Below are 15,707 nucleotides of genomic sequence, written 5' to 3' on the forward strand. Positions count from 1 at the left end.
CCTAGCCCAAATTCGTCTTCAGAAACCCAACCGTCCGCCCCCAGGCGAGATCCGCCGCCTCTTTGTTGTACCTTGCCGCATTGGTGTCGTTGTTGAAGGCGTGGTTCACGCCGTCATAGACGAAGGCCTCGAACACCTTGCCATCTGCCGTCAGCGCCACCTCATAGTCCTTGATGCCGGCATTGATGCGCTCGTCGAGGCTGGCATAGTGCAGCATGAGCGGTGCCGTGATGCCCGGCACCTCGGCCGCCTTGGGCTGCATGCCGTAGTAGGCCACACCAGCCTTGAGGTTCGGGTCGCCCGTGACCGCCAGCGCATTGACGGCACCTCCGCCCCAGCAGAAGCCCACCGCACCCACCTTGCCGTTGCCGCCCTGGATCTTGGCCAGCGCGTCGACGGCCGCCGTGCTGAAGGCCACCACCGCTTCCGGCTTCAGCTCCTTGAACATCTCGCGGGCCTTTTCCTCGTCGGCGGGGGTTCCGCCCAGCGGCGTGAGGTAGTCCGCCCCGAAGGCGATGAAGCCCTCCTTGGCCACGCGCCGCGTCACGTCCTTGATGTGTGGGTTGAGGCCGCGGTTCTCATGGATCACGAGGACGGCGGGATAGGTTCCCGCCGCCTTGGGCCGCACCATGTAGCCCTTGATGCCCGGCGCGATCTCAGTCATCTCGGCCACAATGTCAGGATCGTTCTCGGGAACGACCTCAGCAAAGGCAAAATTGTTCTCAAGCGCCGGCAGCAGTGCCGTTGCGGCAGCGGTGGATCCGGCCAGCAGCGTCAAGCGCTCCAGAAAATCGCGCCGGTTCAGGCCGCCATGCGTGTAGCGGTCGAAGAGATCGATGATTTTCTGTTCCATGGGCTCCGTTCCTCTTCCGTTCAACTGCTTCAGTCTCTAACGTGGGCTCTGGTCATCAGGATGACAATGGATTCGAACCTTCGCACCGCCGTGGCGTCCGGCATGGGCGCCGTGATCGGCGGTGAACCCATGGAGCCCGCCCATGCCTTGGCCGCACTGGCCGCCACGCCCCACCTGATCTGCCATTCGGCCTTCTTCATCGAACGTCTGGGCGTTGCCGCTCAGGCGCCGCGCGCCACGGTGCGGGCCGCACGCGAGCAGCGCCACTTCGACGTGGCTGAACTCTTCGCCTTCGTCTGCCCTGCCCGCTTCGCTACGCCAACACCGGTGGGCTTCGCTCGCTCGCTGGCGCTCGACCCCGGCGAGGACGACGAGGAGACCGTGCGCCTCATCGCCGAAGACCTCCTCAATCGCCTGTCAAACAAGCATTATCCGCTGCTGCGTGAGACCGCCGAGAACGCCACCTTCCTCGCCCGCGCCAAGTGGCCCTGGGCCGAAAGCGTGATGCGCGCACTGATGACGGCCAACCCGAAAATGGACGTTGGCTCCTTCGCAACCGGCCTCAACGCCTGGGACCGCATCGATGAATGGGAAGAAGACGGCGGCCGCCCGCCGGGTCGGCAGGACGCGATCCTGCCCGAGGAGGCGCAGCGCTTCCTGCGCGAGGTGCTGGGTTCGGAGTCAGAGCAGCGCGCTTCGCAGGCCGCCTATGCGGGCTCCGCCACCTTCGCCTTCCAGCCGCGCCAGTCAAAAGAGATCAACAATATTTTACTCGCGGAAGCGGGCACGGGCCTCGGCAAGACGCTTGGTTATCTCTCACCCGCCTATCTCTGGGCCAAGAAGAACAACGCTCCCGTGTGGGTCTCGACCTACACCAAGAACCTGCAGCGCCAGCTCGACCAGGAAACCTCCCGCCTCATCGAGAACCCGGAGGAGCGGAGCGCCAAGATCGTCATCCGCAAGGGCCGCGAGAATTACGTCTGCCTGCTCAACATGCAGGAGGTGTTTGGCCGCCTCACCTCGGCCAATCCGCGCACCGCATTGCTGGCAGCCCTCATCTCGCGCTGGGCACGCTTCACGCGCGACGGCGACATGGTGGGCGGCGACTTTCCCAGCTGGATCCTGTCGCTGTTCAACGACCTCTCGCTGGACGGTGAATCGCGCGGCGTGACGGCGCAGTCGCTGGGACTCACCGACCGGCGCGGCGAGTGCCTCTATTCCGCCTGCCCGCATTACCGCCGCTGCTTCATCGAGCGCTCCGTGCGCGCCGGGCGCAATGCCTCGATCGTCATCGCCAACCACGCGCTCGTGCTGCACCAGGCCGCCGTGGACCATGCACTCGGCGTGGCCACCACCGAGGAAGAGGAAGCAGCCCCCGGCGGCATCCGCCGCATCGTCTTCGACGAGGGGCACCATCTTTTCGACGCTGCTGACTCCGCCTTCTCCGGCCACTTGACCGCACTCGAGACTGCTGAACTGCGCCGTTGGATTCGCGGACCAGAAGCAGAGCGCCGCCGGGGGCGCGGATTGTCGGACCGCATCGGCGATCTCCTGGGCGAGGATGAGAATGGCCAGAAGCTTTTGCAGCAGGTGCTGCGCGCCGCGATGGCGCTGCCCGGCCCGGGCTGGACGAGACGCGTGCAGGCAGGGCAACCCGACGGCCTGGCCGAGAATTTCCTCTCCCTCGTCCGTCAGCAGGTTTTGGCGCGGGCCGAGCAGAATGCAGGCTCCGGCCACACCATCGAGACTGATTGCCTGCCGCTGATCGACGGCCTCTCCGACGCGGCGGAAGAACTGATGGGGGCACTCCTCGACCTGAAGAAGCCGATGTCGGCGCTGGCCAATGCGCTGGCCAAGAAGCTCGATGCCGAGGCCGAGGATCTTTCCACCAATGACCGCGGCCGCATCGAGGCCATCTCGCGCTCGCTGAAGCGGCGCGGCGAGCTCATGGTGGGCTCCTGGGTCGACATGCTGAAACGGCTGCTCGAAGAAAAGAACCCGCTGTTCGTCGAATGGTTCGACATCGAGCAGGCCTTCGGCCGCGAGCACGACGTGGGGCTGCATTCACACTGGCTGGACCCGACGGAGCCGATGGCACTCGCCGTGCTGCGCCAGGCCGACGGCATCGTCATCACCTCCGCCACGCTGAAGGACCGTCCGCCGGACGTGCCCGACGACTGGGCCAATGCCGAGATGCGCACAGGTGCGGTCCACCTGCCCTACCCCGTGAAGCGCGAGAGCTGGGATTCGCCCTTCGACTATCCGGGGTCGAGCCGCGTCATCGTGGTGACGGATGTGAACCGCGAGGACATGGACCAGGTGGCCGCCGCCTATCGCGAGCTCTTCCTCGCTGCAGGCGGCGGGGGCCTTGGCCTCTTCACTGCCATCTCGCGCCTGCGCGCCGTGCACAAGAAGCTGGTGAAGCCCTTGGCCGATGCCGGACTGCCGCTTTACGCGCAGCATGTGGACCCAATGGACACCGGAACCCTGGTCGACATGTTCCGCGCCGAGCGTGATGCCTGCCTGCTCGGCACCGATGCGGTGCGCGATGGCGTCGACGTGCCCGGCGACTCGCTCCGTCTCATCGTGCTTGACCGCGTGCCATGGGGTACGCCCACCATTCTCGAACGCGCCCGCAAGGAGGCCTTCGGCGGCAATGCCTATACCGACATGGTGGTGCGGCTGCGACTTCGGCAGGCCTTCGGCCGCTTGATCCGCCGTGCCGGCGACCGCGGCCACTTCGTGATCCTCGACCCGCGGCTGGCCTCGCGCTTTCTCACGGCGTTTCCGCCGGGGGTTGCCGTCTCACGGCTGGGGCTGGTCGATGCCATCGACGCGGTGCGCGGCCAACTGGACAATTTGCGCTCCAGCACCTAACTGTCAGCGCACAGGAGAACCACAATGCCCGGCACCATCTCGACTGAACAGGCGCTCATCTACACCATGGTCACCATGTCCGGGGTGGAGGGCAAGATCAACGCCATCGAAATCGCCGAAATCCGCCAGCTGGTGCAGACCCTGCCGATCTTCCGCGACTTTGACGAGCACCGCCTGATGGGCGTGGCGCACGAGGCCGGTGAAATTTTGCAGGATGCCGAAGGCCTGAAGGCCATCCTCGGCCTCATCAAGGACGCGCTGAAACCGAAGCTGCGCGAGACGGCCTATGCGCTGGCTGTCGAGGTCGCGGCCGCGGACCTTGCGGTGGGCAAGGAGGAACTCCGCTTCCTCGCCATGCTGCGCGATACGCTGGGCCTGGACAAGCTGGTGACGGCGGCGCTGGAGCGCTCGGCGATTGCCAGGTACCAGACGGAATAGGCTCTCGTTCCCACTCCTTACCTTTCATCATGGCCGGGCTTGACCCGGCCATGATGAAGATCAGAGAGCGCCAAGACGAACATGAGAGAGTTCTGTATTAGGAAAATACTTCTTGATTTTAATCCTACGATGTGCTATGTCAGCAGCTTCGTGCCTGCTGCTGATTGACATCGTGAATCACTATCCAAACGCCCGCCGCTCCAGCGACGGCATGCGGGTGGCGAAGGTTATTCCGCGGGCGATGAAGAAGATGTCCAGCGCCGCCCAGAGCCCGTGGTTCCCGTAAGGCCTTTCGAGCATCCACCACGCCAGCAGGAACACGCCCAGCGACAGGATCATCATGTTGCGCATGTCCTTCGTCGCCATCGCTCCGGTGAAGATGCCGTCGAACTGGAAGCAGATTACGCCAAGCACGGGAGCGACGGCTGCCCAGGGGAGATAGGTCCGCGCCGTCTCCTGCACATCGGGGCTCAAGGTCATCAGGTCGACCAGTGCCGGACCGAAGACCCAGATGACAGCTGAGCAGATGACGCCCAGCACCATGGCCCAGACGCTGGTGAGCCATACCGCCGCCCGGAAGCGCTGCCGGTTCCGCGCGCCCACTGACTGGCCGACGAGGGCTTCCGAGGCATAGGCGAAGCCGTCGATCAGATAGGCAGACACTTCGAAGAGGTTGAGGAGGACGGCATTGGCCGCAACGACCACGTCCCCCGCCCTGGCCCCGCGCGCCGTGAAGAAGGTGAAGGCGAAGACAAGGCAGAGCGTGCGGATCATCACGTCGCCGTTCATCAGCAGGGTACGCTTGAAGCGGACGGGATCGAGGATGCGCGGCCATGAGATGTGAGCACCCATGCCGTGGAGGATCACCGCCGCCAGCACCAAGGCCAGGGTGACCGCCGACCACTCGGCAATCAGCGCCGCAAGGCCCACGCCGTCCGACGTCATGCCGAGGCCCAGGACGAAGAAGGCCGAGAGCGCCATGTTGGTGAGGTTGAGGAACAACTGCACCACGAAGGCCAGTTTCGCCCGCGACTGGCCGATGAACCAGCCCATGACGCAGTAATTCGACAATGCCGCTGGTGCGGCGAAGATGCGGTAGTTGAAATAGGTCTCGCCATGACTGCGGATTTCCGCCGAGCCACCGACGAGGTTGAAGGCCGCATCGCGGATCAGCGGCGACAGCAGGACGAGACCGATGCCTGCTGCAAGCCCGATCATCAGCGCGCGAATGAGAACGGCGACGAGTTCCGTGCGGTCGCCCGCCCCCAGCGCCTGTGCCGAGAGGCCGCCAGTGGAAAGGCGCAGGAAGCCGAAGCCCCAGAAGAGGAACGAAAAGATCAGCGCGCCCACGGCAATGGCGCCGATGTAATAGGGCTCCTTCAGCTGGCCGATCACGGCGGTGTTGACCACACCGATCAGGGGCTCCGAGACGTTGGAGAGCATGATCGGAACTGCCACCACCAGAACAGAACGGTGCGTCACCCTTGATTGCGGATCAAACGACATGGGCTGGTGTTGCTTCTCCCGCCGCCCCAAGTCAAGTTGAGGCGCATATGAGCCTGCCGCAACGCTTCCTCGACTGGTTTGCCGCGCGTGGCTGGTCGCCGCGCGCGCACCAGCTTCGCGTGCTAGACCATGCCGAGCGCCGTGAAAGCTTGCTGCTGATCTCGCCCACCGGCGGCGGCAAGACCCTGGCGGGCTTCCTGCCGAGCCTGGCGGAGATCACCGCGCGCGGCTCCGGCGAAGGCATCCACACCCTCTACATCTCGCCGTTGAAGGCGCTGGCGGTGGACATTGCACGCAACCTCGAGGCGCCGATTGCCGAGATGGGGCTTCCGGTGATCGTCGAGACACGGACGGGCGACACGCCGCATTCCAAACGCGTGCGGCAGCGGCAGAAGCCGCCCGACATCCTGATCACCACGCCAGAGCAGGTCTCCCTGCTGGTTGCCGACCCGCATGCGGCACACCTGCTGAAGGGCTTGCGCACGGTGATTCTCGACGAATTGCACTCGATGGTGACGTCGAAGCGCGGCGTGCTGCTGTCGCTTGCGCTCAGCCGCGTTCAGGCACTGGCGCCCGAGGCCATTCGCATCGGGCTTTCGGCAACGGTGGCGGACCCCGATGCGCTGCGGGCCTGGCTGGTGCCCACGGGTGCCGAACCAGCACCGCTGGTGCTGGGGCAGCCGGGCGCGAAGCCGGAAATCCGCATCCTGTCATCGGTCGAGCGCGTGCCGTGGTCGGGGCATTCGTCAATCTATGCTATTCCGGAAGTCTATGAGGAGATCAGACGCGCGAAGATGACGCTCGTCTTCGTCAACACGCGTTCTCAGGCCGAGCTGGTGTTCCAGGCGCTGTGGGAGGCGAACGACGACAATCTGCCGATTGCGCTCCATCACGGTTCATTGGACGTCGGGCAGCGGCGCAAGGTGGAAGCCGCGATGGGCGAAGGCCGGTTGCGCGCCGTAGTTTGCACCTCCACCCTCGAACTTGGCATCGACTGGGGCGACGTGGACCTCGTGGTGCATGTGGGCGCACCCAAGGGATCGAGCCGGTTGCTGCAGCGGATCGGCCGCTCCAATCATAAGCTCGACCTGCCATCGCAGGCGCTGCTCGTTCCGTCCAACCGCTTCGAGGTGCTGGAATGCCAGGCGGCACTGCAGGCGGCGGAGGTGAATGCGCAGGACACCGAATATCCGATGGTGCTGAAGATGGACGTGCTGGCGCAGCATATTTTGTGCCGGGCCTGCGCGGGGCCATTCCATCCGGATGAGTTGTTCGCGGAAGTCTCAAGCGCCTGGACCTATCGCAAGCTGTCGCGCGAGGAGTTCGACAAGGCCGTCGACTACGTGGCGACCGGCGGCTACGCGCTGCGCGCCTATGAGCGCTACGCGAAGCTGAAGCCTCAGGCGGACGGGACGCTGCGGCTGGCACATCCGCGGCTTGCCATGGCCTATCGCCTCAACATGGGCACCATCGTCGAGGACGAGATGCTGAAGGTGCGGCTGGCCCATGTGAAGCGGCGGCTGGGCAAGCGCGTGGTAGTTGGGGGCCGCGTGCTGGGCGAGGTGGAGGAATGGTTCCTCAGCCAGCTGACGGTTGGCCAGACCTTCGTCTTCGCCGGCGAGGTGCTGCGCTTCGAAGGGCTCGACGAGTTCGGCGCACTCGCCTCGCGCTCGAATGACCGCGAACCCATGGTGCCGTCCTATCAGGGCGGCAAGTTTCCGCTGTCGACCTACCTTGCCGAGCGCGTGCGGCAGATGCTGGCGGACCCATCTTCGTGGAACAGCCTGCCGCCGCAGGTCAAGGCTTGGCTGTCATTGCAGCACTTCCGCTCCGTCGTGCCGAAGGCGGGCGAGATGCTGGTCGAAACCTTCCCGCGCGCCGACAAGCATTACATGGTGTGCTACCCCTTCGAGGGCCGCCTCGCCCACCAGACTCTGGGCATGCTGCTGACGCGGCGGCTGGAGCGTTCAGGCATGCAGCCATTGGGCTTCGTCGCCTCCGAATATGCCCTGGTGATCTGGATGGTGCGCGACCTCTCACTCGCGGTCTCGTCAGGCCGCACCTCGCTTGGGAGGCTGTTCGACGAGGACATGATGGGCGACGACCTCGAGGCGTGGATGGCGGAGTCAGCCCTGATGAAGCGCACCTTCCGCAATGCGGCGATCATCGCCGGGCTGATCGAGCGGCGGCAGCCAGGCAAGGAGAAGACGGCGCGGCAGATGACCGTGAACACCGACCTGATCTACGACGTGCTGCGCACCCACCAGCCGGACCACCTGCTGCTGCGCGCCGCCTGGGACGACGCGGCGGAAGGGCTGATCGACGCCTATCGGCTGGGTGCCATGCTGAGGCGCATCAAGGGGCAGATCCTGCACAAGCCGCTCGACACGGTGTCGCCGCTGTCGGTGCCCATCCTCTTGGATATCGGCCGCGAATCGGTTTACGGCGAAGGCCATGATGCCCTTCTCGCCGAAGCCGCGAACGCCCTCATCGACGAGGCCATGCGGCTTGTCTAGGTCCCATCGCATCACGCTGTCCGGTCTCGACTTCATCCCTGACCTGTCGGGGGCACTCTTCGTGCCGGAATTCAAGGCGCTGCTGGTGGCGGATCTGCACCTCGAGAAGGGCACGAGCCTTGCCCGGCGCGGCGTGCACCTGCCGCCCTACGACACGCGCGAGTCGTTGTTGCAGTTACAGGCGGCTGTCGAGGCCACGAAGCCACGGCGGCTGATCTTTCTTGGCGACAGTTTCCATGATGGCGATGCGCGCGAGCGCATCGATACTTCGGACCTGGCTCTGCTGCGCGCCATCACGGCCAGGGCCGAGACGGTGTGGATCACCGGCAATCATGATCCGGAACCGCCTGAGGACGTGGGCGGCATCATCATCGCGGAGATGGCGCTGGGGCCTGTCACGCTGCGCCACCAGCCGAAGCTGTTGCGCGAGGATGAGGCGGAAATCTCAGGTCACCTGCACCCAGCAGCGGCCATTCATGCGCGCGGCCACCGCATCCGCTGCCGCTGCTTCATCGCCGATCACCGGCGGCTGATCATGCCGGCCTTCGGCAGTTACACCGGTGCTCTCAGCGTGCGCTCGGAAGCTTTCGAAGGGCTGTTTGGCGATTTCCATGTGTGGATGATCGGCGACAAGGCCGTCCATTGCTTCCCGGCATCCCAGGTCAGGTAACGAGCACCGCAAGAAGGGCCGCGACCAGCGAGACCACCGCGCCACCGGTAAGGATCATGCGCAGGCGGCCGAACCAGCCGGGGAGCCGGCCCGCATCAACGCTCATCACGTCCCACAGGCCTTGCATGAGAAAGCCCGCGATGAGCAGGGCGAGAGCCGGGATGGCAGGCAGGAAGGCGGCGGCGAGGCCCGCGAGTGAGCCCAGCACGCTGGCCGAGAACTCCAGCGTCTGGCGCCCGGAGTCGTAGGGCCCGATGGCGGTGCCCCAGCGGATGCCGCCCAAGAAGGACAGGATGATCGCGCCATAGATGATCGCAAGCTTGAGGCCCGTCTCCGGCGGCAGCAACGGGATGTTGGCCCACAGCGAGGCAGCACCCGCCACGAAGGGAATGAGGCCTGCGAGGCCGAGCCAGAGGGCGGGGCCGGGAATCTTGCCGGTCAGGGAACGGTCGTTCATCCACCCGTTTTGGCGCGGCGGGACCCGCGAGGCAAGAGCTAGGACGGCTGCTTGATCTTCCGGCCGTCGTTCCAGCTCGGGTCGACGACCGTAACCACATTGGCGCTGTCGTCTGACGGCGTGGGCGTCCAGCTGGCGAGGCGGACGTTGGCGGCCTTGAGGTCTGGCTCAGGCATGCCCTTGGCCAGTGTAGCGGCGCGCTGGCCCGAGTCCGGATCGCCCTGCTTCGCAGAAAGCGAATACCAGAGATAGGCCTCCTCCACGCTCGGTGGCGTGCCGAGGCCGCGTTCATAGAGGATGGCGAGGTTGAACTGACTGTCGGCGAAGCCACGCTCGGCCGCCGCCTTGAACCAGCGGAAGGCGCGATCATAATCGGTGGCGCCGGCCTTGTTGCCCGCCAGCAGCACGGCGGCGTTGTGCATGGCCTTGACGTTGCCGCCCAGAGCCGCGCGCTCATACCAGGCGAGTGCCTGCTTCGGATCGGCATCGGTGCCCTTGCCGAGTTCGTAAAGTGTCGCAAGACGGTATTGCGCCGGAGCGAGGCCACGGGTGGCCGCCTGCTGATACCAGGACAGGGCCTTGGCGAAATCCTTCACCACGCCCTGCCCGTCGAGATAGCGGCCGGCGATGATGAACTGGGCGCGCGGGTCGCCGTTGGCAGCAGCACTGCGCAGCGCCTCGGTGCCGGTTTCAGGCGGCGGCATTTCAAGCTTCGTCGCGACAGGGCTCGAAATTGTCTTGGCCAGAGGTTCAGGCGGCAGCGAGCCGGTGACAATTGGGTCGGGTGGCGCAACGAGCAGGCCGCCCTTGGCAGAGGCGACGGCGGGCGGAGGAGCCACGGTCGGAACTGCAGGCATGGCAGGGACCGATGCGACGACGGCAGGACGCGCCGGCGCTTCGATACGGCCCGACTGCTGGACGGCGGGCGGGGACGCGGAGAATGTGCGGTAGGTGAACAAGGCTGCGGCGGCGACGAGCACCACGAAGCCGGCAAGGATCAGCGTGCGACGTGCACCTGCGGGCTGAGCAGTGGGCGTGGCGGCCTGTGCTGCAGGCTCTGCCTTTGGAGCCGCTTCGACGCGGCGACCGCGCAAGCGTTGCAGGAAAGACAACTTCGAGGGCTTCTGCTCCGCCGCAGGCTGGGTGAGAACTGCATATTCGGCGCGCAGGGCAGATGGCCGCGTGGCGGCGGCCTGCGCTGCACGTCGCGCGGCGGCGATGAAGTCATCACCCCCCAAAGGAGGTTCCTGCATGCTGGCATCTTCAGCCAGTGACGGGCCACTGACTTGCGCTTCAGCTTGCGGTTCAGGTTGCGGCGGCTCCGCAGCGGGGGCCTTCGCCTGCACAGGAGCGGCGCGCGCGGTGGACTCGAGTTCGGCGATCTTCTCGACGATCTCGGCCAGCGTCTCATGCACGGCTTCGAATGTATCCTGGTGGCGGCGCTCCGACGCGCTGGCGCCTTCGCGGATGGCGCGCAGGCCGTCTTCCAACGCCTGAAGCTCCATCGACGGGCCGGCAAAACTCTGTGGCGGCTGATAGCGCTCAAGCGCGCGAGTGGCGGCGGCCTCCGCCGCCTCGCCCACCGAGACGCGCGTTTGTTCGAGCGAGTCATAGAGCTGGCGGATCGCCTGCTCCATTGTTTCAAGATGGCCGAGTTGCGCTTCCGTCTGCTCGACGCGGGCGCTGACAGCGGCGATGCTGTCTTCCAAGCGACCAAGGGCCTGCTGGTCGCCCTGCAGACGGATCGCCTCGGCCAGGCGATGATCGAGTTCGGCGATGCGTTGTTCCAGCGCGCCCACCTGCGGCTCGTCACGGCTGGCGGCAGCGGCCTGCTCGAGGCGGCGGTTGATATCGCCCAGCCTGCGATCCATGTCGGCGAGCGGGCGAAGGTCTGGCTCCTGCGCGACACGGGCCGAAATCTGCTCGATCGCGGCGCGCAGCGACTGCATGTCACGATCACTGGCGGCACCCGCCTTTACGTCATCGAGGCGGCGGGCGAGGCCTGCCATGTCGCCATGGAGCTTGGCGATCTCGGTGGCGACCATCGAGGGCGCGTTGGCAGCGGCGGCCTGCGCCTCCTTGAGCGAGGCGAGCATGCGCGTTTCGACCTCGCGCAATTCACCGCGCAGTGCGGTGACGGCGGAGGCCTGCGCCTGGTTGGCCATCTGCTGGGCGGTGGAACGCACGCTTTCGACGCGCTCCGTCATCAGCCCTTCGGAGCGCTGGATGCGGTTCACCATGTCGGCGAGGCGGCTTTCGAGACCGGAGAGGACCGGCGCGGCGCGCAGCAGGTCTTCGCCATTGGGCGCGCCATGGCGCTCCGAAACATCGGCAAGCCTGTCCTGCATGGATCTGAGCGAATCCCGCGTACGCTTCTCACTGACCTCGATGTGCTCGACGACCGAGCGGATGGCAGATTCAAGCGCGGAATAACCTGGCACGTCCTCTGGCCGTTCAAGGCCTGCCGGACGGCCCAGCTGCGCGATCTGTCGGCCGAGCAGCGACAGGCGGTCGTTGACGGCGGTCAGCGCCTCCACCGTCTGGCGCTCGTTCTCGTCGATGCGCTCGACGACGCGCTCGAATTCATCGTGGTCGATGCGGGCGCGCTCGGGCGCGGGCGGCGGAGCGGTATGACGCTCGCGCTGCGCGAGATCAGCGAGCTGCTGGGCGATGTCCTGTAGGCGCAGGGCGTTGTCGTCCCGGCGCTCAGCCTTCTGGGACGGCTGACGCGCAACGTATTCGGGCTGGGATGGTTCGAAGGGTGGCGGCGCAGAGGACACGAAGTTTTCCCGTGGGTGAGAATCAGCCAATCCCGCAACATTATGCGCGCTTTGGTCGAAAATCACGCTATTTAACCACTCCCCCAGCGTGAGCCCGGCCTTGCGGGCAGCGAGCTTCGCTGCCTCGCGGGCCTCAGGTTCGATGCCCTTGACGCTCCAGGGGATGCCCGGTTTCATTCTGCTTTCGTCTTCCCGTTGCACGCGCCGACAGGTTTGATCATCAAATGACCATGAAAGCGGCGCGGGATTACCCACAACGAAGGTTAAGGAATTCGGTAAATATTCGGTTAAGCGGTTGTTCTTTTGTGCGATTTTGAAGCGCGCCGCGTTCCGGGGATTGTAAACTTAACCGTTTGGATGGGGATTGAAGCTAAAATTGACGCAGGGGGATACACAACGCACTCCCGCAGGTTTATATGAACGTCAACGGCCCCAGCGACTCGATTTACCGGAGCGAAACACCATGAGTGTTACTGACATCAACGAGCGGTCAAAACGCGACCGCACCTATTCGATTACCGAGCTGTGCCGTGAATTCGACGTGACGCCCCGCACCCTGCGCTTTTATGAGCAGAAGGGTTTGCTGCATCCCGCGCGCCGCGGCTGGACCCGCCTGTTCAGCTACCGTGACCGGGCCCGCCTGCAGCTGATCCTGCGTGGCAAGAAGGTCGGCTTCGCGCTCGAAGAGATCAAGGAGATGCTCGATCTCTACAATCTGCGCGACGGCCAGCTGACGCAGCTGCGCATTGCATCCACCAAGATGCGCGAGCGCCTTGAGGCACTTCGGCAGCAGCGCGTGGAACTGGAAGACGCCATTGGCGATCTTGAGCGAACGGTCGTCGTCGTCGACGGCATGCTGAAGGAGCGCGAGGCCACGCAGCCTAAGGCTGCCAACAGCTAAGCCTTACGCCAATCGCTTGCAGAGTTCAGGCATCCGGGTGAAAACCCGGGTGCTTTTTGTTTGGATCGGACCCCTGCCTCATGTCGCTCGCCTATGTGCTGAACCCGCTCGATCGCCGCGCCAATGACCGGCCGAATGCCAAATGGATATCGCAACAGCGCGTCCGCGCGGATGCGAAGCTGATCCGCATCGCGGGTGACGCGGCACTGCTGGACGACGGCAGGCTGGTGACGGCGAACGATGCTGCGGTGGAACCCACCGTTTTTCTCGGCCTCGATGCGCAGGGCACGCCGTGGTTTGCCTGCCCCACGAACGTTGCAGAGGGCATGCGCGACCTGCGCAGCCTTGCAATGGAAGAGGCGCTGCCGCCGGAGCAACTCGGCATGCTGGCGCAGGCACGCTCGCTGCTGCAGTGGCATGAGCGTCGGACATACTGCTCGAACTGCGCGGCAAAGCTGGAGATGACCGATGCCGGTTACCGTCGTCATTGCCCCGGCTGCGGCATGGACCATTTTCCACGCACCGACCCGGTGGCGATCATGGTGGTGCGGCATGAAGGAAGCATCCTGCTCGGCCGCCAGTCATCATGGAAGCACGGCATGTATTCAGCCCTGGCCGGCTTCGTGGAACCAGGGGAGACCATCGAGGACGCCGCACGACGCGAGGTGTTCGAGGAGTCGGGCGTGAAGGTTGGCGCTGTCAGATATGTGACAAGCCAGCCCTGGCCATTCCTTTCAAACCTGATGATCGGGCTGATCGGCGATGCGGTATCCGCCGGGATCACGCTCGACGAGAAGGAACTTGAAGATGCGCGGTGGTTCTCGGCGAGCGAGGCACGCATGATGATGGACCGTACGCACCCCGACGGGCTCTACGCCGCCAACCCCTATGCCATTGCGCATGAGTTGGTGAGGGTGGCGCTGGAGCAGTAGTTACCCCAACTCACCACTCATCATTCCAGGGCTTGACCCGGGCATCCTTTGCATGGCCGCCAAAGGGATCGCCGGGTCAAGCCCAGCGATGATGATTGACGGAGGGAGATGTCGGCAGGCGCGAGGATATTAATCCTTCTCGAACCGCTTCGCGATCTCGGCGCGGTGCGGCGAGGCCTTGTAGATGCCGAGCACGCGAAGGTAGCTGGTGAAGAACTCGAGTTCCTCCATGGCCAGCCGCACGTTGCGCTCGGAAGGATGCCCCTCGATATCGGCATAGAACTGTGTTGCCGAGAACTGTCCCTCGATCTGGTAGGACTCGAGCTTCGTCATGTTGACGCCGTTCGTTGCGAAGCCACCCATCGCCTTGTAGAGCGCAGCGGGAACGTTCCGTACACGGAAGACGAAGGTGGTGATGACCGGAATATCCTCTGGCTCCGCATCCTGCGGGGTGGCGGAGAGCACGACGAAGCGCGTGGTGTTGTGGCTCTCGTCCTCGATGTCCTCGCGGATCACCTCGAGGCCATAGATCTCGGCGGCGAGCTTTGAGGCAATGGCGGCCTGCGACAGATCGTGTGACTCCGAGAGTTCGCGCGCAGCACCTGCCGTGTCGGCAGCGACGACGGGCTTCAGGCCCAGCTCCCTCATCACCTTTCGACACTGTCCCAGTGCGTGGATATGGCTCCTCACGATCTTGATCCCGGAGCGGTCGGCGCCCGGCACGATCATCAGCTGGTGATGCACAGGTAGGAAGTGCTCGCCGATGATGTAGAGGTTGGTGCGCGGCAGCAGATGGTGAATGTCAGCCACGCGGCCCGCCACCGAATTGTCGATGGGTATCATCGCAAGCGCGGCCTCGCCATCGGCCACCGCCTGGAAGGCGTCCTCGAAGGTGCCGCTGGGCATGGGCTCGTAGGTGGGATAGGCTTCGATGCAGGCAATGTGTGAATTGGCACCGGGTTCGCCCTGGTAGGCGATCTTCAGGGGCATCAGGCTTTCCTCAGCATGCGGCGGGCGGTTTCGAGTTCGGTGGGCGTATCGACGCCGAGCGGCACCGTGTCAACCCGCACGACCACGATGCGCATGCCATTGTCCATGGCGCGCATCTGCTCGAGCTTGCGCTCTGCCTCGCGCTCGCTGACGGGGAGCGACACGAAACGCTCCAGCACATCGCGCTTGTAGGCATAGACGCCGATATGATGCCAGTAAGGCGGCTTGTGCTCCGGGCCGACCTTGCGCAGGAAGTCGCGCGCGAAGGCCACTTCGCGCTCATCACTCAGGGGTGCGATGGCCTTGACGATGTTGGGGTTGGCCACGTCCTCGTCATGCTCGATCCTGGCAGCGATGGTCGAGATGTCGGCCAACTCGTTGGTGAGGCCCGCGAGGCAGCGCTGGATCGACAGGGAATCGATTGTCGGCAGATCGCCCTGCAGGTTCACCACATATTCGAAGCGGCGCTGGGGGTCCCGGAGCGCCAATGCCTCTGCGATGCGATCAGAACCCGAGGGCAGCGCCGGGTTAGTGACGATGGCGTCTCCGCCTTGGGCGCGCACGGCATCGGCAATCTCCACCTCGGCGGCAGCGACCAGTACCTGGCCGATGTTGGCCTCGACCGCGCGCTTCCAGCACTGGACGATCATCGGGAGGCCGTTGATGTCGGCCAAGGGCTTTCCGGGAAGCCTATTGGACGCCATCCGGGCGGGTATGAGTACGATGGTATTCCGGTTATCGATCATGTAGTTAGCCAGAGGCGCGGCAAATTGGTGCAAACCCCCCT

General features: G+C 64.9%; 12 protein-coding genes. 6 read left to right on the top strand and 6 right to left on the bottom strand.

Annotation, left to right across the window (positions count from 1 at the left end):
- Position 1: 1 nt before the first annotated feature.
- Positions 2–853 carry a dienelactone hydrolase family protein gene (locus WCJ41_RS03145; RefSeq protein WP_336904372.1) on the bottom strand — a complete coding sequence of 284 codons (852 nt, stop codon included), beginning with the start codon at positions 851–853 and terminating at the stop codon, positions 2–4.
- Between the two features lie 66 nt (positions 854–919).
- Here WCJ41_RS03145 and WCJ41_RS03150 point away from each other — a divergent pair, with 66 nt between their 5' ends.
- The gene (locus WCJ41_RS03150; protein WP_336904373.1) at positions 920–3,730 is read left to right on the top strand and encodes an ATP-dependent DNA helicase; all 2,811 of its coding nucleotides are present in this window, start codon (positions 920–922) and stop codon (positions 3,728–3,730) included.
- Between the two features lie 24 nt (positions 3,731–3,754).
- Positions 3,755–4,168, top strand: a complete 414-nt coding sequence (locus WCJ41_RS03155; RefSeq protein ID WP_336904374.1) for a tellurite resistance TerB family protein — start codon at positions 3,755–3,757, stop codon at positions 4,166–4,168.
- A gap of 180 nt (positions 4,169–4,348) precedes the next feature.
- Here the strand turns inward: WCJ41_RS03155 and WCJ41_RS03160 are convergent, their stop codons facing one another.
- Positions 4,349–5,650: an MATE family efflux transporter gene (locus WCJ41_RS03160; RefSeq protein WP_336904375.1), complete on the bottom strand. Its 1,302-nt coding sequence runs from the start codon at positions 5,648–5,650 to the stop codon at positions 4,349–4,351.
- Positions 5,651–5,721: 71 nt separating this feature from the next.
- Between WCJ41_RS03160 and WCJ41_RS03165 the strand changes: the two genes are divergently transcribed.
- Together WCJ41_RS03165 and pdeM are read left to right on the top strand one after the other, a co-directional pair.
- Positions 5,722–8,190 (top strand): ligase-associated DNA damage response DEXH box helicase, encoded by a 2,469-nt coding sequence (locus tag WCJ41_RS03165; RefSeq protein ID WP_336904376.1) that lies wholly within the window; start codon positions 5,722–5,724, stop codon positions 8,188–8,190.
- Positions 8,183–8,860 carry a ligase-associated DNA damage response endonuclease PdeM gene (gene pdeM / locus WCJ41_RS03170; RefSeq protein ID WP_336904377.1) on the top strand — a complete coding sequence of 226 codons (678 nt, stop codon included), beginning with the start codon at positions 8,183–8,185 and terminating at the stop codon, positions 8,858–8,860. Before WCJ41_RS03165 ends, pdeM begins: the two co-directional genes overlap by 8 nt.
- Here pdeM and WCJ41_RS03175 read toward each other — a convergent pair.
- Both WCJ41_RS03175 and WCJ41_RS03180 read right to left on the bottom strand, forming a co-directional pair.
- Positions 8,853–9,317 (bottom strand): DUF3429 domain-containing protein, encoded by a 465-nt coding sequence (locus WCJ41_RS03175; protein WP_336904378.1) that lies wholly within the window; start codon positions 9,315–9,317, stop codon positions 8,853–8,855. The genes pdeM and WCJ41_RS03175 overlap by 8 nt on opposite strands.
- Positions 9,318–9,355: 38 nt before the next feature.
- Complete coding sequence (locus WCJ41_RS03180; protein WP_336904379.1) at positions 9,356–12,274, bottom strand: hypothetical protein; 2,919 nt, start codon at positions 12,272–12,274, stop codon at positions 9,356–9,358.
- A gap of 286 nt (positions 12,275–12,560) precedes the next feature.
- Between WCJ41_RS03180 and WCJ41_RS03185 the strand changes: the two genes are divergently transcribed.
- Positions 12,561–12,998, top strand: a complete 438-nt coding sequence (locus tag WCJ41_RS03185; protein ID WP_336904380.1) for a MerR family DNA-binding transcriptional regulator — start codon at positions 12,561–12,563, stop codon at positions 12,996–12,998.
- Positions 12,999–13,078: 80 nt separating this feature from the next.
- The gene (gene nudC, locus WCJ41_RS03190) at positions 13,079–13,930 is read left to right on the top strand and encodes an NAD(+) diphosphatase (RefSeq protein WP_336904381.1); all 852 of its coding nucleotides are present in this window, start codon (positions 13,079–13,081) and stop codon (positions 13,928–13,930) included.
- 129 nt (positions 13,931–14,059) lie between these two features.
- On the opposite strand, the gene WCJ41_RS03195 is transcribed toward nudC, so the two are convergent.
- Together WCJ41_RS03195 and WCJ41_RS03200 are read right to left on the bottom strand one after the other, a co-directional pair.
- Positions 14,060–14,920 carry a prephenate dehydratase gene (locus tag WCJ41_RS03195; RefSeq protein WP_336904382.1) on the bottom strand — a complete coding sequence of 287 codons (861 nt, stop codon included), beginning with the start codon at positions 14,918–14,920 and terminating at the stop codon, positions 14,060–14,062.
- The gene (locus tag WCJ41_RS03200) at positions 14,920–15,666 is read right to left on the bottom strand and encodes a 3-deoxy-manno-octulosonate cytidylyltransferase (RefSeq protein ID WP_336904383.1); all 747 of its coding nucleotides are present in this window, start codon (positions 15,664–15,666) and stop codon (positions 14,920–14,922) included. The genes WCJ41_RS03195 and WCJ41_RS03200 overlap by 1 nt, the downstream gene beginning before the upstream one ends.
- Positions 15,667–15,707: the final 41 nt, after the last annotated feature.

Origin of the sequence: Aestuariivirga sp., assembly GCF_037139295.1 — a bacterium.
Taxonomy (GTDB): Bacteria; Pseudomonadota; Alphaproteobacteria; order Rhizobiales; family Aestuariivirgaceae; genus Aestuariivirga.